At 55.4% G+C, this 21,178-nt stretch carries 19 protein-coding genes; 10 read left to right on the top strand and 9 right to left on the bottom strand.

The features are described from left to right. Positions 1-152: 152 nt before the first annotated feature. From BJP06_RS01870 to BJP06_RS01835, 8 genes are read right to left on the bottom strand one after another with little or no spacing between them, the layout of a single operon-like run. A complete protein-coding gene (locus BJP06_RS01870) occupies positions 153-1,781 on the bottom strand; it encodes an ABC-F family ATP-binding cassette domain-containing protein (RefSeq protein WP_070477088.1) in 1,629 nt (542 codons plus the stop codon). A 44-nt stretch (positions 1,782-1,825) separates the two neighbouring features. Then, positions 1,826-2,218 (bottom strand): metal-sulfur cluster assembly factor, encoded by a 393-nt coding sequence (locus tag BJP06_RS01865; protein ID WP_070362441.1) that lies wholly within the window; start codon positions 2,216-2,218, stop codon positions 1,826-1,828. Between the two features lie 12 nt (positions 2,219-2,230). After that, positions 2,231-2,674 carry a Fe-S cluster assembly sulfur transfer protein SufU gene (gene sufU / locus BJP06_RS01860; RefSeq protein WP_071572613.1) on the bottom strand — a complete coding sequence of 148 codons (444 nt, stop codon included), beginning with the start codon at positions 2,672-2,674 and terminating at the stop codon, positions 2,231-2,233. Positions 2,675-2,677: 3 nt separating this feature from the next. Further along, a complete protein-coding gene (locus BJP06_RS01855; protein ID WP_070362439.1) occupies positions 2,678-3,949 on the bottom strand; it encodes a cysteine desulfurase in 1,272 nt (423 codons plus the stop codon). Beyond that, positions 3,949-4,704, bottom strand: coding sequence for a Fe-S cluster assembly ATPase SufC (gene sufC / locus BJP06_RS01850; RefSeq protein ID WP_070362438.1), 756 nt, complete (start codon positions 4,702-4,704; stop codon positions 3,949-3,951). The genes BJP06_RS01855 and sufC overlap by 1 nt, the downstream gene beginning before the upstream one ends. A gap of 23 nt (positions 4,705-4,727) precedes the next feature. Beyond that, entirely contained in the window at positions 4,728-5,900 is a 1,173-nt protein-coding gene (gene sufD, locus BJP06_RS01845) for a Fe-S cluster assembly protein SufD (protein ID WP_071572612.1), read from the bottom strand. Positions 5,901-5,905: 5 nt separating this feature from the next. Next, positions 5,906-7,351: a Fe-S cluster assembly protein SufB gene (gene sufB, locus BJP06_RS01840; RefSeq protein ID WP_070362436.1), complete on the bottom strand. Its 1,446-nt coding sequence runs from the start codon at positions 7,349-7,351 to the stop codon at positions 5,906-5,908. After that, positions 7,351-8,058, bottom strand: coding sequence for a metalloregulator ArsR/SmtB family transcription factor (locus BJP06_RS01835; protein WP_071572611.1), 708 nt, complete (start codon positions 8,056-8,058; stop codon positions 7,351-7,353). Before BJP06_RS01835 ends, sufB begins: the two co-directional genes overlap by 1 nt. A 141-nt stretch (positions 8,059-8,199) precedes the next feature. On the opposite strand from BJP06_RS01835, the gene mptB reads away from it, so the two are divergent. From mptB to BJP06_RS11790, 5 genes are all read left to right on the top strand, one after another. After that, positions 8,200-9,846 (top strand): polyprenol phosphomannose-dependent alpha 1,6 mannosyltransferase MptB, encoded by a 1,647-nt coding sequence (mptB, locus tag BJP06_RS01830; protein ID WP_071572675.1) that lies wholly within the window; start codon positions 8,200-8,202, stop codon positions 9,844-9,846. A 6-nt stretch (positions 9,847-9,852) separates the two neighbouring features. Next, entirely contained in the window at positions 9,853-10,785 is a 933-nt protein-coding gene (locus BJP06_RS01825) for an ABC transporter ATP-binding protein (RefSeq protein ID WP_071572610.1), read from the top strand. A gap of 2 nt (positions 10,786-10,787) precedes the next feature. Further along, positions 10,788-11,549 carry an ABC transporter permease gene (locus BJP06_RS01820; protein WP_369822163.1) on the top strand — a complete coding sequence of 254 codons (762 nt, stop codon included), beginning with the start codon at positions 10,788-10,790 and terminating at the stop codon, positions 11,547-11,549. Between the two features lie 70 nt (positions 11,550-11,619). Continuing rightward, on the top strand, positions 11,620-12,567 hold the full coding sequence (locus BJP06_RS01815) for a heme A synthase (protein ID WP_071572609.1): 948 nt from the start codon (positions 11,620-11,622) through the stop codon (positions 12,565-12,567). Positions 12,568-12,595: 28 nt separating this feature from the next. Beyond that, a complete protein-coding gene (locus BJP06_RS11790; protein WP_143110512.1) occupies positions 12,596-13,447 on the top strand; it encodes a hypothetical protein in 852 nt (283 codons plus the stop codon). On the opposite strand, the gene BJP06_RS01800 is transcribed toward BJP06_RS11790, so the two are convergent. Continuing rightward, complete coding sequence (locus BJP06_RS01800; RefSeq protein ID WP_071572606.1) at positions 13,444-14,358, bottom strand: heme o synthase; 915 nt, start codon at positions 14,356-14,358, stop codon at positions 13,444-13,446. The two genes, BJP06_RS11790 and BJP06_RS01800, sit on opposite strands and share 4 nt — an antisense overlap. A gap of 306 nt (positions 14,359-14,664) precedes the next feature. On the opposite strand from BJP06_RS01800, the gene tkt reads away from it, so the two are divergent. The 5 genes from tkt to pgl all read left to right on the top strand — a co-directional run bounded on the left by tkt (position 14,665) and on the right by pgl (position 21,174). Beyond that, a complete protein-coding gene (tkt, locus tag BJP06_RS01795; protein ID WP_071572605.1) occupies positions 14,665-16,767 on the top strand; it encodes a transketolase in 2,103 nt (700 codons plus the stop codon). A gap of 69 nt (positions 16,768-16,836) precedes the next feature. Next, positions 16,837-17,922 carry a transaldolase gene (gene tal, locus BJP06_RS01790; RefSeq protein ID WP_071572604.1) on the top strand — a complete coding sequence of 362 codons (1,086 nt, stop codon included), beginning with the start codon at positions 16,837-16,839 and terminating at the stop codon, positions 17,920-17,922. A gap of 12 nt (positions 17,923-17,934) precedes the next feature. After that, the gene (zwf, locus tag BJP06_RS01785; protein WP_071572603.1) at positions 17,935-19,473 is read left to right on the top strand and encodes a glucose-6-phosphate dehydrogenase; all 1,539 of its coding nucleotides are present in this window, start codon (positions 17,935-17,937) and stop codon (positions 19,471-19,473) included. A gap of 32 nt (positions 19,474-19,505) precedes the next feature. After that, the gene (locus tag BJP06_RS01780; protein ID WP_071572602.1) at positions 19,506-20,420 is read left to right on the top strand and encodes a glucose-6-phosphate dehydrogenase assembly protein OpcA; all 915 of its coding nucleotides are present in this window, start codon (positions 19,506-19,508) and stop codon (positions 20,418-20,420) included. A 25-nt stretch (positions 20,421-20,445) separates the two neighbouring features. Continuing rightward, a complete protein-coding gene (gene pgl, locus BJP06_RS01775; protein WP_071572601.1) occupies positions 20,446-21,174 on the top strand; it encodes a 6-phosphogluconolactonase in 729 nt (242 codons plus the stop codon). The last annotated feature ends 4 nt before the right edge of the window (positions 21,175-21,178 follow it).

Raw genomic sequence — 21,178 nt, 5'->3', positions numbered from 1 at the left:
CTCACTGATTGATTGTCGGCGATTCTTCGTCCATAAATATTTTGCGGCCGATCGAGGGCGCATTAGCGGTAATCTGGTAACTCGAATCTCCGTTTTAGTCCTCGATCTCGTAGCTGGTGGACAACAAGACCACTAACATTTTGCAGGTAGTTTTAAGCCAATTCGACGATCTCCATATACTCGTCGCTCCATAGATCTTCATCGCCTTCAGGCATGATAATCACTCGCTCAGGCTCAAGCGCTTCGACGGCTCCAGGGTCATGCGTGACAAGGACGACAGCGCCGGAATAGGTTTTCAGTGCATCCAACACCTGTTGTCGGGACTGCGGGTCCAAGTTGTTCGTCGGCTCGTCAAGAAGAAGGACATTCGCCCGTGAGGAAACAAGCGTTGCCAATGCCAGCCTCGTTTTCTCACCACCCGATAGCGTTCCGGCCGGTTGGTCTAGCTTGTCGCCCGAGAACATGAACGCGCCAAGCAGCCCGCGTAAATCTTGCTGCCCGGCATCAGGGCATGCCTCGATCGTGTTTTCCCACACCGTTTTGGCACCGTCGATGGTGTCATGCTCCTGCGCGAAGTAGCCGATGCGAAGTCCGTGACCGGTGACCAAACCGCCTTCCCCATCAGTACGTTCGACGCCAGCGAGTAGCTTCAACAGCGTAGTTTTGCCAGCACCGTTGGTGCCGAGTACTACGACGCGGGAGCCTTTGTCTACAGCCAGGTCAACGCCGGCAAACACCTCAAGAGAACCGTACATCTTGGTTAGTCCCTTGCCGTAGAGCGGGGTCTTCCCACAGGGGGCGGGCTCTGGGAACTTAATGGAGGCGAACTTATCCGCCACACGGATATCATCAAGTTCACCCATCATGCGCTCAGCGCGAGCAAGCATCTGTTTAGCAGCTGCAGCCTTCGTCGCCTTCGCTCCGAGTTTGGCCGCCTGTTTTTGCAGTGCGGAAGCTTTCTTTTCCGCATTAGCGCGTTCACGGCGGCGTCGTGCTTCATCGAGTGCCCTGGCATCCTGGTACTTCTTGAAGCCCATGTTGTAGACATCAGCCTCAGCGCGCACTGCATCAAGGAACCAAATCTTATTGCATACTGCCTCAAGCAACTCAACATCGTGCGAAATCATGATCAAGCCACCATCGTGCTTGCTCAAGAACGAACGCAGCCATGTAATAGAGTCCGCGTCGAGGTGGTTAGTGGGCTCGTCGAGAAGCAGTGTGGTTTGGGACTTTCCAGAACCCGCCCGAGAGGCGAAAAGGATCTGTGCCAACTCCACGCGACGGCGTTGACCACCGCTGAGGGTACTGAGCTGTTGGTCGAGCACTCGTGCTGGAAGCCCGAGGTTGTCACAAATCTGCGCAGCCTCTGCGTTCGCCTCGTAACCGCCTAGCGCGTGGTACTGCTCTTCGAGCCGGGAAAACTTCTCGATTGCTTTATCACGGGTCGCACCATCTGACTCTTCCATGATGGAACGCTGCCGATCCATCGAGCGTTGGATCTGATCAAGGCCTCGCGCCGAAAGAACGCGATCTCGGGCACTCTGCTCGATATTGCCTTCTTTGGAGTCTTGTGGCAGGTATCCGATCTCGCCAGTACGAGTAACCGTGCCCGCGTAGGGTTCTGTTTCTCCTGCGAGGATTCGCATCGTAGTGGTCTTCCCGGCACCATTTCGGCCGACGAGACCGATTCTGTCACCAGGTTGAACACGGAGATGCTGCCCAGGCGCTTCGAGAAGCGTCCGGGCTCCTACACGGACTTCGAGATCATTAGTAACAATCACAAAGGGTTACTCTACAAGGCCGCGTGAGTAGACGAAAACGTGGTCTAAACAGCGAAACCTAGTGCACGCAACTGCTCGCGCCCTTCTTCCGTAATCATCTGCGGTCCCCATGGTGGCATCCACACCCAATTGATGACGACTTCATCACACACAGTATTCGTCGTGATAGCGTGATCAGCTTGTTCTTCGATGACATCGGTAAGCGGGCAAGCCGGCGAAGTCAACGTCATGTTGACGACTGCTCGGTGGACATTATCGTTAGTTTCTACCCACACGTCATAGACAAGTCCAAGGTCAACAACATTGATACCCAACTCGGGGTCAATGACGTCGTGTAGGTACTCCTCTACTTCACCACAGATTTTGAGCTGTTCCTCGGTCTGTGCTGGCCGCTCGTCGCCATCGCCAAGGTTCGAAGTGTGATCGTTATCCACCATATTTTCGCCTTTCTATTTGTCTATCGCCTCGGACGTGGCGGCTTCAAATGCTTTCCAGCCCAACAACGCACACTTGACGCGAGCTGGGAACTTAGAAACACCTGCGAACGCAATGCCATCGCCGATGGCTTCCGGATCCCCTTCTTTGGTCCCGCGAGAGGTGATCATTTCCTCAAACGAGTGCAACTTTTCCATCGCATCCGCAACAGGTAGCCCCACCAGTTCTTCTGTCATCACACTGGTTGAGGCTTGGGAGATCGAGCAACCTTGAGCATCGTAAGAGACGTCTTCAACCGTCTTTCCGTCGGCAGACAGGTGCACACGCAGCGTCAGCTCATCACCGCAAGATGGGTTGACGTGGTGCACCTCCGCTTCGTACGGTTCGCGCAACCCCTTATGCCGTGGGTTCTTGTAATGGTCCAAGATTACTTCTTGGTACATCGACTCTAGGTTCATCGTCTAGGAATCCTCCTCGACTCCGAAGAAGCGGCGCGCTTCGCGAATGGCTTCAACCAAGGCGTCTACTTCCTCTTTGGTGTTGTACAGGTAGAAACTTGCTCGAGAGGTTGCCTGCACCTCGAGTTCTCTGTGAGCGGGCCACGCGCAGTGGTGGCCGGTGCGGATAGCGACACCGTGAGCATCAAGCACCTGTCCTAAATCATGCGGATGCACGCCATCGACGGTAAAAGCGATCGCACCGCCGCGCTGTTCAGCCACCGCAGGACCAGCGATAACTAATCCTGGAATCTCTTGCATTCTTTCCAGGGCATACTCCGTCAACATATGCTCGTGGCGTTGGACATTTTCCATTCCGATGGATTCCAAGAACTCGACGGCAGCACCAAGGCCAACGACCTGGCTTGTCATCTGCGTGCCAGCTTCGAACCGTTGGGGCGTCGGCGCATACGTCGAAGAGTCCATCTTGACGATCTCGATCATGGATCCACCTGTCAAAAATGGTGGAAGTTCCCTGAAGATCGACTTTCTCGCGTATACGGCGCCCACACCAGAAGGTCCACACATCTTATGCCCTGAGAACGCTGCAAAGTCGACGTCAAGCTCGTGAAAGTTAACAGGCATATGCGGAACAGATTGGCACGCATCAAGGACCGTGAGTGCTCCTACTGCGCGAGCACGCCTCACGATTTCATCGACGTCCGCTACTGCACCAGTTACGTTTGATTGGTGCGTGAACGCAACAACTTTTACAGTATCGTCGAGTTCCAAGCTGTCAAGGTCGATGCGTCCATTAGCAGTCATCGAGTACCACTTGAGCGTTGCTCCAGTGCGGCGGGCCAGTTCTTGCCAAGGCACGAGGTTCGCGTGGTGCTCCAGTTCAGTGACAACAATCGTGTCTCCGCGTTTGATCTGGTGCTTACCGGCACGATCATCACCAAGAACATATGCGACGAGGTTCAGAGCCTCAGTAGCGTTCTTCGTGAATGCAATCTCCTCCCCGTCAGCACCAACAAAGTTAGCGATACGCTCACGGGCAGTTTCATAAGCGTCTGTCGCCTCCTCAGCCAGTTGGTAGGAGCCACGATGGACTGGTGCAAATGTGTTCAGGACGAATTCTTGCTCAGCGTTCCACACAGACTGCGGACGCTGGGACGTAGCCCCGGAGTCCAAATAGACGAGGGGCTTCCCATCGCGCACGGTCCGACTCAGGATCGGGAACTCTGCGCGAATCGCGTCTGTGTTCAGTGTTCCATCGGAATGTAAGTATCCCATTAGATGAACTTTTCGTATCCCTCTGCCTCGAGAACATCAGCCAACGAGGCGTCGCCAGTCTGGATGACCTTGCCATCCGAGAAGATGTGAATGAAGTCAGGCTTCACATACTCCAGGATCCGCTTGTAGTGGGTGATCATTAGGACACCGCCGTTGGTTTCTTCCTGGTAGCGGTTGATCCCCTCGGATACGATTCGCAGCGCATCGACGTCAAGGCCGGAGTCCGTTTCGTCCATCACAGCAAACTTCGGCTTGAGCAACGACAACTGCATGACCTCATGTCGCTTCTTCTCACCGCCAGAAAAGCCTTCGTTGACCGAACGCTCAGTGAAGGAAGAGTCCATCTTCAACAAGTCGCGAGCATCATTGAGTTCACGAACCCAATCGCGAAGCTTCGGCGCTTCCCCACGAACAGCAGTCACAGCAGAGCGCATAAAGTTCGAAGAAGAGACGCCCGGCACCTCAACTGGGTACTGCATTGCCAGGAAGAGTCCGGCGCGAGCGCGTTCGTCGATATCCATCTCGAGGATGTTCTCACCATCGAGGAGTACTTCGCCTTCAGTAACTTCGTAGCGTGGATGACCAGCGAGCGTGTAGGCAAGCGTGGACTTACCGGAACCATTCGGCCCCATGATGGCGTGAGTCTCTCCGCCCTTAATAGTGAGGTTTACGCCCTTGAGAATCGGCGTTGGCTCTTGACCTTCCTCGGTCGGCAGGACGTTTGCGTGGAGGTTCTTGATTTCCAGGGTAGACATTGTTTTACTGATTCCTTTTCGTTTTACTGGTTCGTTTGCTCGAGCTCTCCGGCCACACGTGCAACGAGTTCTTCACGGAGGTCTTCGAGCGGGACCTGATTGAGGACCTCGTTAAAGAATCCGCGAATGATCAAGCGCGTGGCTTCGTCCTCAGGGATGCCCCTGGACCGGAGATAAAACACTTGCTCGTCATCGAACCGACCAACGGTTGCGGCATGGCCGGCTCCAGCGATTTCACCAGTCTCGATCTCGAGGTTTGGAATTGCGTCAGCGCGAGCACCATCCGTCAAGACCAGGTTCCGGTTCGTTTCATATGTATCTGTGCCGTGCGCGCCTGCGCGAATCAGCACATCACCGACCCAGCAGGTTCGTGCTTCTGGCAGATCCGACGCCTTGTCGCCTTGCAACGCACCCTTGTACAGCACGTTCGACCGGCAGTTCGGAACGCTGTGGTCGACCAGCATACGGTTTTCGATGTACTGACCCGCATCCGCAAAGTAAACGCCGTTGAGCTCGACGTCTGCCCCTGGGGCCGTGAATTTGACTCGTGGCGTGATGCGCACGATCTCGCCACCAAACGCTGCTACGTTGTGGCGCAGTACCGAATCGCGCTCCATCAAGATGGACTGTTGACCAATGTGTACTGCGTCCAAGTCCCAGTCCGTATCTACGACTGCGCGTACGTGCGCGCCTGCGCCGATATGCCAATTGACGTTGTCTGCATGCACACCTGTGCCGGTGTACTTGACAACGATGTCAGCCTCTGCATGGGTCCCAACTTCAAAAAGGATCGTTGCAAAGGATGTCACGTCGGCGCCGGCACCAGTGATGGTGACGGTGATGGGCTTGGACAACTTGCTGTTACCAGGCACGGTAATCAAGGTGCCGGTTTTCGCGCTCGACCATGCTTGTGCAGCAACGCGGTCTACGGGCGCGCCGGCTACTTTGAGCTGATCGTCAGCTGCGTCAAGCTCCGTGACGACGACCTCATCTGGCGCATCAATCGTGATCTGGGCGTCAGCCTGTTGCGGGAACTCCCCGTTGTGCAGACCTCGGATGCGGCGAAGTGGAATGAACCGCCAGACTTCGTCACGTCCACGTGGAACGGGAAAATCCTCAACATTGAACGACGAAAACAGATCTCCCTTGTTGTTGTGAGGAGTTGCATTCGATACGGGATTAATCGTTGAAGTCATGGTGATTAGCCCACTGATCCTTCCATTTGCAATTCAATCAGACGGTTGAGCTCCAGGGCGTACTCCATCGGGAGCTCCTTGGCAATAGGCTCGACGAAGCCACGGACAATCATCGCCATAGCTTCTTCTTCGGCAATACCGCGGGACATCAGGTAGAACAGCTGCTCTTCAGAGACCTTGGAGACTTTCGCCTCGTGTCCGAGCGTAACCCGATCGTTCCTAATGTCGTTGTACGGGTAAGTGTCAGAACGAGAAATGTCATCGACAAGCAACGCGTCGCACTCAACGTTCGAGGCGGAATCATGCGCGTTTGCGTTGATCTGTACCAGGCCACGGTAGGCCGCGCGTCCGCCACTGCGCGCAACTGACTTTGAAACGATTGAACTCGAGGTGTGCGGAGCCATGTGTGTCATCTTGGCACCGGTGTCCTGGAACTGTCCTTCACCAGCAAATGCGACGGAAAGCACTTCGCCACGGGCATACTCGCCAGTCATCCAGACTGCTGGGTACTTCATCGTCACCTTTGAACCGATATTGCCGTCGACCCACTCCATCACTGCGCCCTCTTCGGCCTTAGCGCGCTTGGTGACGAGGTTGTAAACGTTGTTCGACCAGTTCTGGATCGTGGTGTACCGGCAGCGGCCACCTTTCTTCACGATGATTTCAACGACCGCGGAGTGAAGCGAGTCGGACTTGTAAATCGGGGCGGTGCATCCTTCTACGTAGTGGACGTAGGCGTCCTCATCAACGATGATGAGCGTGCGCTCGAACTGGCCCATGTTCTCGGTATTAATACGGAAGTATGCCTGGAGCGGGATATCGACGTGGACGCCCGGCGGAACATAGATAAACGAACCGCCTGACCATACTGCCGTATTCAGAGCTGAGAACTTGTTATCGCCAGCGGGGATGACCGAGCCGAAGTACTCCTTAAAGATGTCCTCGTGCTCGCGAAGCGCGGTGTCAGTGTCTACGAAGATGACACCCTTCTTTTCGAGATCCTCACGAATCTGGTGGTAGACAACCTCAGATTCGTACTGCGCAGCAACACCAGCAACTAGGCGCTGCTTTTCTGCCTCAGGAATGCCAAGCTTGTCGTACGTATTCTTAATGTCTTCAGGAAGGTCATCCCAGCTCGTAGCTGGTTGCTCCGTAGAGCGGACATAGTACTTAATGTTGTCAAAGTCGATGCCACTCAGGTCTGCACCCCAAGTCGGCAGTGGCTTCTTTTCAAAAATGTCCAAAGCCTTGAGGCGCTGTTCCAGCATCCATTCTGGCTCTTCCTTAATGCCAGAAATGTCCTTGACTACCCCAGCGTTAAGACCACGCTTTGCTGCCTGCCCGGCAGCGTCTGGGTCGTGCCACCCGTAGTTGTAGCTACCGATTGACTCGATAATCTCTTCGTCGTTCATTGGTTTCTCTAAACCGGGTGCGGGATTAGCTTTCGTCATTATTTTCCGCTCCTTTCAGATACGTTATTTTTCGGCCCGTGAACAGCAGCGAGTGGAATGTTTGTTGTGCAGACACCATTGCCCTCTGTAATGGAGGCAAGTGGTTGGATATGTCGGCCTACGATCTTAGCGATCATTTCTTGCTCTGCTTCGCAAATTTCGGGATGCGCAGACGCTACTTGTGACACCGGGCAGTGATGCTGACAAATTTGAATTCCAGTTCCTGCCTGAGTCACCGAGGCAACATAGCCGTGACGCTCTAAAACGGACACGACTTCGAGCACGACTGATTCAAGGTCGCCACTGCTTGATCGCTCCGAAATCGGCTCCACTTCTTCAAGGATGCGTTCAATCCTAGTTTTGGCGAACTCTTTGACTGCTTCATGGCCGCCAAGTTCTTCAAGAGCTTCGATTGCATCAAGCGCCATATTCTCATAGTTGCTACCGAAGCTTTCTCGGCCTTCTTCCGTCAAGCAGTAGTGCTTCGCGGGACGGCCTCGCGGTGGCTCTTCTCCAGCAACCGGCAGTGGCTCACACGTCTCAATGAGTCCAGCCTCAGTGAGCTTATCCAGGTGCCGACGGATACCGGCAGCTGAAATTCCAGTTTGCTCACCAAGCGTTGATGCAGTCACCGGTCCGCTTTTCAGCAAGAGCGCCATCACTCGCTTGCGAGTGCCACCGTCAACTGACCGCGCTTGGTTCAACACTGGCTCACCTCGCTTCGATCTGCTTTGATCTCTGACTTTCCAACCGATTGGCTGTACACCGACCGGCCTTTACACAACACTACTGTGTCCTAATTCAATGTGCACGTTTAACCCGGTCGTTCGGCTACAATCTTGCCTGTGTTGTTCCAGGATTCACCGATAAAGTCTTTGCTTGATGCGTTTCCTCGCATCGGCAAGCCTGGATCACGGTCGGCTGGGCTGCACCGAGTCTCTAAAGAGGTTTGGCGAGGACAAGACTTTCGTTCAACCAACTACGCTGAGCAGAACCGGTTCGCCGTACTTCGATGGCTGGGTTTGGTCGGCACACTTCTCATTGGCTTGGGAGGCCTCGGGGGCGGGGCCTTGCCGGTCGTCGATAATCCTTGGTTCTCTCTGCCTGGCGGGGCCTTGCTTGGCCGAATGATGCAAGCGTCGTCTTCCATAGTTCTGTTCGGAGTAGGACTCTTGGTCTCCGCTTGGCTGTGTATGGGCCCCTTCGTTGGCGTAAGTGGCCAGAGGCCCCGCGTTTCGACGCCGCTTCTCATGCGAACATTCGTTGTATGGGTTGCTCCTCTGGTGATTACCGCTCCCCTCTTTACCCAAGACATCTATTCATACTTAGCTAATGGTGCAATTGTCCGGTTTGGTCTTGACCCGTACTCCGCTGGACCAGTCGAGCTTCTCGGGCCAGAACACCATCTAGCGCGCTCGGTCCCGTTTATTTGGGCGCATTCTCCAAGCCCCTACGGGCCTGTCGCGTTAGGTATTGCAGCGGCAATTTCTCGTATTACCTCCGACTCTATTGTGCTCGGGGTGATTGCGCACCGCGTCGTATCACTCGTCGGAGTGCTCGCCGCAGCGTGGGGAATCCGAAAGATTGCCGGCCGCTGTGGCGTACCAGAGACTGCCGCGCTGTGGCTCGGGGTGCTCAATCCGCTAACGATTCTGCATCTCATTGGTGGCATCCATAATGAAGCGATCATGCTCGGATTGGTGTTAGTCGGGTTTGAACTGGGACTTCGCGGGGCCGACAGGTTAAGGACCATCAGTTCAGCGCAAGCGTGGGGTTACCTGGCTCTCTCCGCGATCACCATTACCTGTGGAGGACTAGTCAAAGTGACAGGCTTTCTCGGTCTCGGTTTTATAGGCATGGCAATCGCTCGTGTGCTTGGGCAACGCCAGCGAAAAGCTAAAGCTCTTAGCATCGCGGTGCTTTTTCAGACATTTATGCTCATTGTCACTACTGCCACCGTTTCACTTATGACAGGCATTGGGCTCGGATGGGTCACTGGTCAAGGCGGAGCAGCGTCGATTCGTAGCTGGCTTTCGATTTCAACAGACGTGGGCGTAATCAGCGGCTTTCTAGGAATGCTCCTAGGTCTCGGCGACCACATTGACGCAGTTCTCATTGTCACCCGCGGGATTGGAGTGGTCATCGCGGTGGCGTTTCTGGTTCGCCTGCTGTGGGCTACGTTGCGGGGAGCCATTCACCCTGCAGGTGGACTTGGCGTCGCAACGCTCGTGCTTGTTATATTCTTCCCAGTCGTACACCCTTGGTACCCTCTGTGGGCTATTTATCCCCTTGCTGCATGGGCAAATAGGTTCTTTTTCCGCGCCGGGGTGGCTGTGTATTCTGCTGTATTTAGTTTTCTGGTGCTACCGCGTGGTCTCGGCCTGCAAGCAAAGACAGTTTTCACTATTTACGGTGTCGCAGCCTGTTGTTTTGTCGTATTTGTTGGGCTCAGTTTCCTGTTGTATCGGCGCTTTGGTGCCGGCAGGCTACACTAGCTATCCATGAACGCGCCTGTTCTTTCAGTTGACAATGTGAAGAAAACTTTTGGGGACGTTACTGCTGTAGATGGAGCATCGTTTGCCGCAAAAGAAGGAACCGTGCTGGCTTTGCTCGGTCCGAATGGAGCCGGCAAGACAACGACCATCGAGATGTGTGAAGGATTCACCCGGCCAACCTCAGGGACAATCACGGTACTAGGCGAAAACCCTGCAACCCACCCTCAGCGTGTGCGCGACCGAATTGGGATCATGCTGCAGGGTGGCGGATCATATTCGGGCGTCAAAGTCAGAGAAATGCTGAAGCTTTCGGCTTCATACAACGCAAATCCTCACGACCCTGAGTGGCTCATGGCCCTCCTAGGGCTCGAGGGAGTCGCCAATACCACGTATCGACGCCTCTCCGGAGGGCAAAAGCAACGCTTGTCCCTGGCGCTTGCACTTATAGGTCGTCCGGAGCTGGTTTTTCTTGATGAGCCAACCGCTGGCATGGACGCACAGTCACGCAACGCTATGTGGGATATTGTTTCTGCGCTAAAACGTGACGGAACCACGATCGTCCTAACTACTCACCTGATGGACGAGGCGGAGTCGCTCGCCGATGACATCGTGATTATGGATCATGGAAAGGTAGTCGCCGCGGGTACACCGGCGGACCTGACCAGCGGATCATTTGAGCAGCAAATCACGTTCGGTACGGCGCGACCACTCGACGTCGAGAAGCTGAAGCAGCACGTGGCTTTGTGTCAGATCGATACAGCTGTGACCCAAGTTCGCCCAATGCGCTACGTAGTCAACGGTTCGGTTTCTCCTGAACTCGTCGCCTGTATTACCGAAGAAGCACTTCGCCAATCCGTGCTGATTCGGGATATGCAAGTAAGCCACATGGCGTTGGAAGAAGTGTTTTTGAACATCACCGGTAAGGAATTAAGGAGCTAGCGGTGCACATCAAGGAAGGAACCTTTACGCCCGCCCCGCAACGGTCGTCGAAGTTTGCGATGGCCAGCGCTCAGGGACTCATCGAAAGCAAGCTGATGCTCCGTCACGGCGAACAGTTGGTGCTCAGCATCTTCATCCCGGCAGCGTTGCTCATCGCATCAGTATATTTGCCTGTTTTTGGGGATGACTACAGCCTCGACACCCTGGTGCCGATGGTGTTTGCCGTCGCGGCGACCAGCTCTGGATTTACGGGCCAGGCGATTTCGCTCGCCTTTGACCGCCGATACGGTGCGCTGAAGCGGACCGGTGCTTCCGGAGTCCCACCGTGGACGATCATCGTCGGAAAAATCCTTGGCGTGGTCGCGATGGTCTGCGTCCAGATTGCGGTGCTAGGAGCCGTTGCAGGTTTCCTTGGCTGGCGCCCCTCAGTCGTTGGCGCGGTGCTTGGTGCCTGCGTCTTGTTCCTGGGGGTTGCTTGCTTTACTTCCTTGGGCTTGCTCATGGGCGGCTCGCTAAGTTCCGAGATGGTCCTTGCCATTTCGAATTTAATGTGGGTAATCATGATGGGAATCGTGGGTTGGGTCGTCTATTCTGGCGACCTTAGCCACGCTGGTTGGTGGAACCTAGTACCCACGGTTTCGCTGGCAGCTGGTATTTCTGATGCACTCGCGCTGACTGCCAATGGTCCTGCGTTGCTTAGCTTGCTAGCGTGGCTCATCGTCGGCGTTGGCTCAAGCGTTCGCTTCTTCCGTTTCGATGATTAAGGCCATGCGCTCATCGACTAAGATTCGAGCCTGAATAGTCGAACGTGTTTTATACGTCCAAGGAAAGTGCATGACTTTACAACAGACCGGTGCGCCGATGACGCATCAGGATAAAAAGCAAGCCCCCAGTCTGAAGTTGCAACGAACTCTAGCCATGATTCTCTTGCTCTGCCAAGGCGGGATCACCGTAACAGGGTCGTTGGTGCGAGTGACCGGTTCGGGGCTTGGTTGCAATACGTGGCCACTTTGCCATGAAGGTTCGCTTGTCCCCGTCGCTGGTGCCGCACCTTGGATTCACCAAGCCATTGAGTTTGGAAACCGCCTGCTTGCTTTCGTGGTCGCGGCTGCCGCGATCGCCGTGCTTTGGGCTGTCTACCGCGCATCCCGCGGTCGAGATGCCCAATTCTTGGCATGGTTCTCCCTCGTCGGCGTGGTTGTCCAGGCGATTATCGGCGGTATTTCTGTTCGCCTTGATTTGCAGTGGTGGGCGGTCGCCGTGCACTTCTTGCCTTCGATGGTGCTCGTGTGGGTCGCTGCATTGCTGTACATGCGTTTGGCAGAAGACGAGTCCACGGTTGCTCAAGACCGCTACCCCGGGCACATCCGAGTGATCGCCGTGATCGCTGCCGTTGCGTTGAGCTGTGTACTTGTGACAGGAACGATGGTGACAGGGTCCGGCCCGCACTCGGGTGACGCAAGCGTCGGTATGGAAGGCCGGCTTGCGATTGACACAGCGTTGTTGGCATATATTCACGCAGGGTGCATGTACGCGTATCTACTTCTTACAGTGTTCACATTTTTCCTGCTACGTAGAGCGAAGGCCCCGCATGCGGCGCAGAAAACGTCCTGGATTCTTCTTGGACTCATCGTGGTTCAGTGGGCAGTAGGTTTAAGCCAGTACTACATGGGCGTGCCGCGTTGGACGATTCCGATCCATATTGGGCTGTCTTCTCTAGTTGTAGCGTTCACGGCGTTCTTGTACGCGCACGCTGTGCGTCGTGAGTTGCTGTATCGCTAGACGCAAACACCATGTAGCCTGAGAAAGTATGAAAGCGATTGGGTTCGACGCGCAGCAGGTGCGTTGCATTGATATCGCTTCACCGTTCCCCAGCGATAGAGAACTTCTAGTCGAAGTCCTCTACGCTGGGTTTTTTCTTCACGACACCTCCTTCGGCAACCAAGGATGCGGTCGTGTCCTGAAAGACCCCCTCGACGAGGTTGCGCCAGGAACTGTGGTTGCGTGGAGCGATGCCACCGGCCCCATCGCCGAGCAGGTTGTCGTTGACCGAAGCCGGGTAGTCGCTGTATCGGACCTGATCGCCCCACATATTGGTGCTTCAATGTTGCGGCCGGGAATGGCCGCAAGTTATTCGCTATTCGAAATTTTGAAGCTTGTGCAAGGTGAAGCTGTCGTCGTCACGAATGCAGGTTCCGCAATTGGGTTGTACATGATTGCAATCGCTCGAGAGAAGGACATCATCGTGTATGCCGTTTCGGATAGCGAGGAAGGCCGAGTAGCAGCAGATGAGGCTGGAGCCACAGCCGTATTCAGTGGCCAGCCAGGTACTGCTGCACAGATCAAAGCGCTCAATGATGGGATCGGGGTGGATGCAGTTGTGCTGGCACGCTCTGACTTCAAAAATGGCTTTGCGCACGAAGTTGGGCGCAGCTCTGCGCGTACGTGTTGCTATGAGGACTTGGCGTCGATACGAATGGATGCCAACGGCTTCCGTAAGCATGCACAGACTGTTACCAGAGTGCTCGAAGAAACACGATGGGAACCGCCAGTTCACGTGTGTGAATCAATAGATGACGCCAGCTCGCTACTGGGTTCCGAAACTTCGGAGGTTTGTGACAATGACCTTGGAGCCATCAAGCTCCAAGGATCAACGAGCTAGAAGAAGGTAGCGAATAGTGGAGTCCAACCGAGTACCGCATCAACGGAAAGCCCCAAGAACAACGCCGCAAGATAGTTGTTGGAGAGGATAAACAGCTTGAGGGGTTTCACCTTCTCCCCGCGCTTTACCCCAGCATGCAGCTGTGTGGCAACGGCGAGGAACAATGCACCCGAAATCACCGCGGTTGCAAGATAGATCCACGAGGTGGCGGGAACCAGGAGCAGGGACACCCCGACGGTCCACCATGAGTAAATGAGAATCTGGCGGGTTGTCTCCGCCGGGGAAGCTACCACCGGCAGCATCGGGACATTAGCGCGGGCGTAATCCGCTCGGTACTTCATTGCCAGCGCCCAGGTGTGCGGTGGCGTCCAGAAGAAGATGATCATGAACATCACGATCGCCTGCCACCACGCATCCTTGGAGCCGTCGGTGACATTGTCTCTAATTGCCGCCCAACCGACCATCACGGGCATACAACCTGCTGCGCCGCCCCAGATGACGTTCTGCCAAGTTCGCCTCTTCAGCCACTTTGTATACACATAGATATAGAAGAAGTTGGTCAGAATGATAAAGAACGCCGCGAGCCACGACTTACACAGGAATCCAAGCCAAAGCACACTCGCGACGAGAAGCGCCCAAGCAAATACGGCGGCTTTCTGTTTGGTGACCTTTGCCCGGACAAGTGGCCGTGCACGCGTTCGCCCCATTTTCTGGTCAATGTCGTAGTCGGCGACCATGTTAAATGCATTTGCCGCACCGGCCCCCATCCAACCACCGAACAGCGTTGCAAGAATGAGCCACACGTGCACAGTGCCACGGTCTGCTTGCAACATTGCGGGGATAGCTGCTACTAGAAGAAGTTCAATGACCCTGGGCTTCGTAAGCGCGAAGTATGCCTTGATGGTCTCCAATACTTCTCCTCCACATCAAACTTCAACCGTTCGGCTAGAACTCTTACGCAACATAGGTTCGCGTTCAGGTGTCGAGCATTTCGGCTGATATGGTACCGCAACGCATTACACGATGATCTTTTCAGCCCTCTTAATACTTTGACCCTCCCGGTGATGTTAGCCTCCGCTCACCAATTTGTCAGAATTAACGTGGCGGCTACACCCGCGAGTTTTCTTCGCACAACACCGTTGGGTGTCACCACCACAAAGCGAGTTTTACACTAGGCTGGGTCCTGTTCTGTTTCCATAGCATGAATCGAGGATTCTGTGACGCTTTCAGCTGAACTTCAAGCAAAAACTGTACGTAACTATCCCGAAGACTGGACCGACGTGGATACGCGGGCAGTTGATACGGCCCGAATCCTCGCGGCTGACGCCGTGGAAAACTGCGGCTCTGGGCACCCAGGCACCGCGATGTCGCTCGCCCCTCTTGCATATACGCTCTACCAGCGGGTGATGAATGTAGACCCCGCTGACCCACATTGGGCAGGGCGCGATCGCTTCGTATTGTCAAACGGCCACTCTTCCCTGACACAGTATGTTCAGCTCTACCTGGGGGGCATGGGACTTGAGCTCAAAGACCTCCAGCAGCTTCGTACCTGGGGTGCTAAGACTCCCGGCCACCCTGAGTACAACCACACGGACCACGTAGAGATTACAACTGGCCCACTCGGCCAGGGGTTGGCATCAGCAGTTGGTATGGCGATGGCTTCGCGCCGGGAACGTGGCCTGTTTGACCCTGAGGCTCCGGCTGGCGAATCGCCGTTCGATCATTTCATCTACGTCGTGGCTGGAGACGGTTGCCTTCAAGAAGGTGTCACTTCGGAGGCTTCATCTCTCGCAGGGACGCAGCAGCTCGGAAACCTGATTGTATTCTGGGATGACAACAGGATTTCGATCGAGGATGATACCCAGATCGCGTTCACTGAAGACGTTATGAAGCGCTACGAGGCCTACGGCTGGCAAACACTAACGGTTGAGTCCGGCGAGGACGTCGTCGCGATTGAGAAAGCGATCAAGGAAGCACAGTCCGACACCAATCGCCCAACGATCATTCAGGTAAAGACGGTCATCGGCTTCCCTGCTCCTACACTGCAAAACACGGGTGCAGTACACGGCGCAGCTCTCGGCGCGGAAGAAATCGCAGCTGTCAAAAACATTCTCGGCTTTGATCCGGAGATTCACTTCCCGGAGGAAGAGTCCGTTATCACCCATACTCGAAACCTCCGGGACCGTGGTGCTGCGAAGCGTAAACAGTGGGACGAGACGTTTGCTGTTTGGGCTGAGGCCAACCCAGAGAAGAAGGCCCTGTTTGACCGATTGACGGCTCGAGAGCTCCCATCCAACTGGTCGCAGGACTTCCCAACTTGGGACGCTGACGAAAAGGGCCTTGCTACCCGTAAGGCTTCTGAAGCAGTAATCCAGGCTGCGGCTGCGGCCCTTCCAGAGCTTTGGGGTGGCTCCGCAGACCTTGCAGGCTCCAATAACACCCTTATCACGGGGGCTGCATCGTTCGGGCCTCAGGCGATTTCTACCGATATGTTCAGCGCTGAGCCGTACGGTCGCAATTTGCACTTCGGCATCCGCGAACATGCCATGGGCGCGATCATGAACGGCATTGCACTGCACGGCAACACACGAGTTTACGGCGGTACGTTCCTGATCTTCTCCGAGTATCTCTACCCGGCAATTCGCGTCGCAGCACTTTCAGGTATCGACGGCTACTACGTCTTCACGCACGACTCGATCGGCCTGGGCGAAGACGGTCCGACCCACCAGCCGGTTGAAACACTCACTGCGCTTCGAGCCATCCCGGATATGGCGGTGATCCGACCGGCCGACGCGAATGAAACGTCTGCTGCGTGGAAGTCTGCGCTGGAGGCTAAGCCGATGCCGAAGGCACTGGCGCTTTCCCGTCAGAACCTCCCTGTGCTTGAGGGCACAAAGGAAAAGGCATTCGAAGGTGTTGCTCGCGGTGCGTACGTACTCGTGGACTCCTCTACCCCGACGCCTGATTTGATTCTGATGGCTTCTGGCTCGGAAGTGCAGCTTGCTGTTGAGGCCGCGAAGACCTTGGAAACCGAAGGTATCGGAACTCGAGTTGTCTCGGTGCCTTGCATGGAGTGGTTTACACAGCAATCGCCGGAGTACATTGAATCGGTACTTCCTGCAGAGGTTCGAGCAAGGGTCTCTGTCGAGGCCGGTCTGTCCATGCCATGGCATCGTTTTGTAGGCGACGCCGGTCAGTGTGTTTCCTTGGAGCACTTTGGTGCCTCCGCACCAGGTCCAGAGCTCTTCGAGCGGTTCGACTTTACAGCAGACAACGTTGCAGCAGCCGGACGCGCGTCTGTAGCAGCGGTGCAGCGATAGTTGAAGAGTTGTCCTGGTCAAGCCCTCCCCTAGCTTGGCCAGGTCCATTTTTTAGAAAGGAATCTGAGCATGAACACAGTTGAAAAGCTTCGGGAGCTCGGCACGTCCACTTGGCTGGATGATCTCTCTCGCCAGCGCATCGCCACTGGCAATCTAGAAGCTGTCAAACGTGAGAAGTCGGTCGTTGGCGTGACAACCAACCCTGCAATTTTTGCTTCAGCAATGTCGACTGGAAGCGCGTACAACGAGCAAATCCAACAGTTGAGAGCGTCAGGTGCCAGCCCCGACGAGGCGGTTTACGCGATGAGCATTGACGACGTCCGCGACGCGTGCGACATCTTCCGGGACATCTACGATGCGACCGACGGCCTTGATGGTCGCGTTTCCATCGAGGTTGACCCCCGCTATGCGCACGACGAAGCGAAGACGATCGCTCAAGCGAAAGAGCTGTGGGCACGCGTGGGTAAACCGAATGCAATGATCAAGATTCCAGCCACAGACGCCTCGTTGCCAGCAGTCACAGCAGCACTGGCAGCTGGTATTTCAGTGAATGTCACGCTGATCTTCTCCGTGGAGCGCTACCGCGAGGTCATTCGCGCGTACAAGGAAGGTATTCGGCAGGCTGCAGCCAACGGCCACGATGTCTCAACCATTCATTCTGTTGCCTCATTCTTCGTGTCTCGCATGGACACCGAAGTCGATGCTCGCCTTGAGCAAATTGCTACTTCTGAAGCACTTGCGTTGCGAGGCAAAGCAGGCGTGGCAAACGCTCAACTGGCATACCGCTTGTTCCTTGAGGAATTTTCTTCGTTGGATGACCTTCCAGCTGGTGCCAACGTTCAACGCCCGCTGTGGGCCTCGACTGGTGTAAAGAACCCTGAGTACCCTGCCACGTTGTATGTGTCTGAGCTGGCTGGCCCAAACACGGTCAACACCATGCCGGAATCAACTATCGACGCCACCCTGGCTAGCGACAGTCTTCACGGCGATACTTTGTCTGCCAGTGCTGACGACGCGCAGAAGACGTTTGACGCTATCACCGCTGCAGGGATCGACTTGTCTGATGTCGTGCGAGTCCTCGAGCAGGAGGGCGTCGATAAGTTTGTTGATGCGTGGCAAGAATTGCTAAATTCCATGTCGGAAAAGCTGCAATAAAAAGGAGTACATGTGAGTGACGAGAGCACGCATTGGGTGAACCCGCTTCGGTCTCCCGAGGATAAGCGGCTTCCCCGCATTGCGGGTCCGTCTGGGATGGTGATCTTCGGTGTAACTGGAGATCTAGCTCGGAAAAAGCTCCTGCCGGCAATTTACGACCTCGCGAACCGGGGTCTCCTCCCACCGGGCTTTGCTCTCGTCGGGTTTGGGCGTCGAAACTGGTCTAAACAAGATTTTGAGGACTATGTGCGTGAAGCCGTTGAAGCATCTTCCCGCACCGCGTTTAATACGAACGTTTGGGACCGGCTCGCAGAAGGTATGCAGTTCGTCTCGGGCTCGTTCAATGACGACGCCGCGTTCGACGCCTTAGCCAATACACTGCGCTCGACCGATGAAACACGGGGGACGAACGGAAACTGGGCCTTCTACCTTTCTGTGCCGCCCGAGCACTTTTCGAGCGTTGTCCACCAGCTGGACCGCAGCGGAATGGCACAGCCTCACGACCACGGCTGGCGCCGAGTGATCATCGAGAAGCCATTCGGGCATGATCTGGAATCCGCCAAAGAGCTAAACCGAGTAGTGAATTCAGTGTTCCCTGAGCGATCCGTATTCCGAATCGATCACTATCTCGGCAAAGAAACCGTACAGAACATTATGGCGCTGCGTTTCGCAAACCAGATGTTTGAACCAGTGTGGAATTCGCACTACATCGACCACGTACAAATCACGATGGCTGAAGATATTGGGCTCGGCGGCCGCGCGGGCTATTACGACGGTATTGGTGCAGCACGAGACGTCATCCAAAACCACCTGATTCAGCTGCTCGCCTTGATCGCCATGGAGGAGCCGACGTCGTTCTCCCCGGGGCGTCTTCGTGCGGAGAAGCTCAAGGTCCTCCGCGCTACGACTCCCGTCGAGCCATTCGATGAGACAACCGCACGCGGCCAATACGTAGCGGGCTGGCAAGGTTCTGAACGCGTAATCGGGCTCCGGGAGGAGTCCGGGTTTGACCCCAACTCTGCAACCGAAACCTATGCGGCCTGTACGTTAGAGATAAACTCGCGTCGCTGGGCAGGTGTTCCTTTCTACCTCCGCACTGGTAAGCGCCTCGGGCGTCGGGTGACCGAGATTGCCCTGGTCTTTAAGCGTCCACCGTACCAGCCGTTCGAAGACGACCAGACAAAACTACTTACGAACAATGCAGTCGTTATCCGCGTACAGCCGGACGAAGGCGTGCTGATGCGCTTTGGTTCCAAGGTGCCTGGAACTGCATTTGAAGTTAGGGATGTCAACATGGATTTCTCGTACGCAGAGGCATTTACGGAACAGTCTCCCGAAGCATACGAGCGGCTCATCCTCGATGCGCTACTCGACGAATCCAGCTTGTTTCCAACCAATGCGGAAGTCGAGCGGAGCTGGGAAATCCTCGATCCAATTCTCAACTACTGGGAGTCGCACGGACATCCAGATGAATACCGTGCGGGCACTTGGGGGCCCGCATCAGCAGACGCGATGCTGGCCAAGGATGGCCGCCAATGGCGTCGTCCATAATGTGTGCAAACAACGAACGTGAGGCTTAATCCTTGATTGTCACTCTTCCCGACACGACCACACGCGATGTGTCCACAGCGCTCCTAGAGGCTCGTGAAAATTATTCGTTAGCGACTGGGCGCGTGCTCACGCTCTTGGTTGCTGCACATGCCGAGGATGATGTCGATTCTATTCTGGAGACGGTCCGGAACGCGACCATGGAGCACCCGGCTCGAGTTCTCGTCTTGTTGCTCGACTGCCAGAGCGACCAAACCTGGATGGATGCAGAGGTAATCGTCGCGGCGGACGCTGGCGCCTCTGAGATGGTTGTCATGACTCTCCACGGTGAACTTACCCAGCATCTTGACGCGGTGGTCACCCCGCTGTTGCTGCCCGATACCCCTATCGTTGCTTGGTGGCCCACAACTGTGCCAGATGTTCCTGCAGAAGCAGAGCTGGGTAATATCGCACACCGCAGAATCACGAATGCATGGCGCACTATGGGGGCAGAATGCATAGAGCAGCTGGCTAAGGCGTACGTCCCAGGTGATTCGGACATGATGTGGTCTAAAATCACGCCATGGCGCGGCGTTGTCGCCTCAGCATTCGACCGCTATAAACAGCAACCACGCCGGATCTTGCTCAGCGGTATTACCGAGCATCCAAGCGTACAAATCGCAGCCTCTTGGCTCGATGCCTGCTTTGGCGTTGAGGTAACCGTGCAAAACGTAGCAGGCGCCGACGCCATTCCTGGCTCCCCAATCCAACACCTATCGCTGGACTGCGAACAAGGCTCTGTGCAGGTACAAATTGTTGATGAGCACACCGTGCGAGTTTCCGTACCGGGATACCCTGATGCGTTTGTTGCACTGAGTGCTCGCTCGGACGCAGAATGCCTCGCTGAGGAGCTACGCCACCTCGATCCTGACGCCATGTATGCTCGGGCATTGTTACATAACCTCCCTTAACTTCGTACCGAAAGAGGGTCGACGGATGTCCAACACAGTCAAGACCAAAACATTTGCAGACCTCGAACAGCTTATCGACGTCTCCACCTCCGCATTCCAAACGTTGATTTCAGAGATCCACAGCTCCCCTACCGGTGGCGTAAACGGCGACGGAACCGCACGTGTTGTGCTTACTGGCGGAACAGCCGGAATCCGATTCCTTGCAGCCCTAGTTTCATCAGATATCGACTGGTCCAGGGTGAAGCTATTCTTTGGCGACGAGCGCAACGTAGCCGTCAGCCATCCTGATTCGAATGAAGGCCAGGCCCGGGCAGCGTTGCTCGATCATATAGATATCCCAGAAGGAAACATTTTCGGGTATGGGTTGGACGGAGGGACGATGGAGCCCGCTGTCACTCGTTATGAAGCGCACCTGAAAGTTGAGGCGCCTGAGGGGTTCGACCTCCATCTACTGGGAATGGGCGGTGAAGGCCACATTAATTCGCTATTCCCACATACGCCTGCTGTGAGAGAGGACGCGGCTCTGGTTGTTGCTGTAACGGATTCACCAAAACCACCTCCGGAACGTGTTTCGTTGACACTACCTGCTGTTCGGAAAACACAAAAGGTCTGGCTTCTTGTTTCTGGTGCAGAGAAGGCAGAAGCTGCGTCCGCAGTTGCAAACCGGGCAGAGTATCTTGACTGGCCAGCGGCCGGTGCTGTCGGCAAGGAAGAAACGATCTTGTGGGTCACCGAGGACGCGGCACCACGTTAGATTC

Origin of the sequence: Corynebacterium sp. NML120713 (assembly GCF_001875735.1) — a bacterium.
In the GTDB taxonomy this organism is placed as follows: Bacteria; Actinomycetota; Actinomycetes; order Mycobacteriales; family Mycobacteriaceae; genus Corynebacterium; species Corynebacterium pseudogenitalium.
This window is presented reverse-complemented; position numbering and strand designations above follow the sequence as displayed.

Excerpts from the sequence above, each read along its gene's own strand:
- BJP06_RS01825 (WP_071572610.1), top strand. The coding sequence starts at position 9,853 with ATGAACGCGCCTGTTCTTTCAGTTGACAATGTGAAGAAAACTTTTGGG.
- sufB (WP_070362436.1), bottom strand. The coding sequence starts at position 7,351 with ATGACGAAAGCTAATCCCGCACCCGGTTTAGAGAAACCAATGAACGAC.
- pgl (WP_071572601.1), top strand. The coding sequence starts at position 20,446 with ATGTCCAACACAGTCAAGACCAAAACATTTGCAGACCTCGAACAGCTT.
- sufU (WP_071572613.1), bottom strand. The coding sequence starts at position 2,674 with ATGAACCTAGAGTCGATGTACCAAGAAGTAATCTTGGACCATTACAAG.
- sufD (WP_071572612.1), bottom strand. The coding sequence starts at position 5,900 with ATGACTTCAACGATTAATCCCGTATCGAATGCAACTCCTCACAACAAC.
- BJP06_RS01855 (WP_070362439.1), bottom strand. The coding sequence starts at position 3,949 with ATGGGATACTTACATTCCGATGGAACACTGAACACAGACGCGATTCGC.
- BJP06_RS01815 (WP_071572609.1), top strand. The coding sequence starts at position 11,620 with ATGACTTTACAACAGACCGGTGCGCCGATGACGCATCAGGATAAAAAG.
- tal (WP_071572604.1), top strand. The coding sequence starts at position 16,837 with ATGAACACAGTTGAAAAGCTTCGGGAGCTCGGCACGTCCACTTGGCTG.
- sufC (WP_070362438.1), bottom strand. The coding sequence starts at position 4,704 with ATGTCTACCCTGGAAATCAAGAACCTCCACGCAAACGTCCTGCCGACC.
- BJP06_RS11790 (WP_143110512.1), top strand. The coding sequence starts at position 12,596 with ATGAAAGCGATTGGGTTCGACGCGCAGCAGGTGCGTTGCATTGATATC.
- BJP06_RS01865 (WP_070362441.1), bottom strand. The coding sequence starts at position 2,218 with ATGGTGGATAACGATCACACTTCGAACCTTGGCGATGGCGACGAGCGG.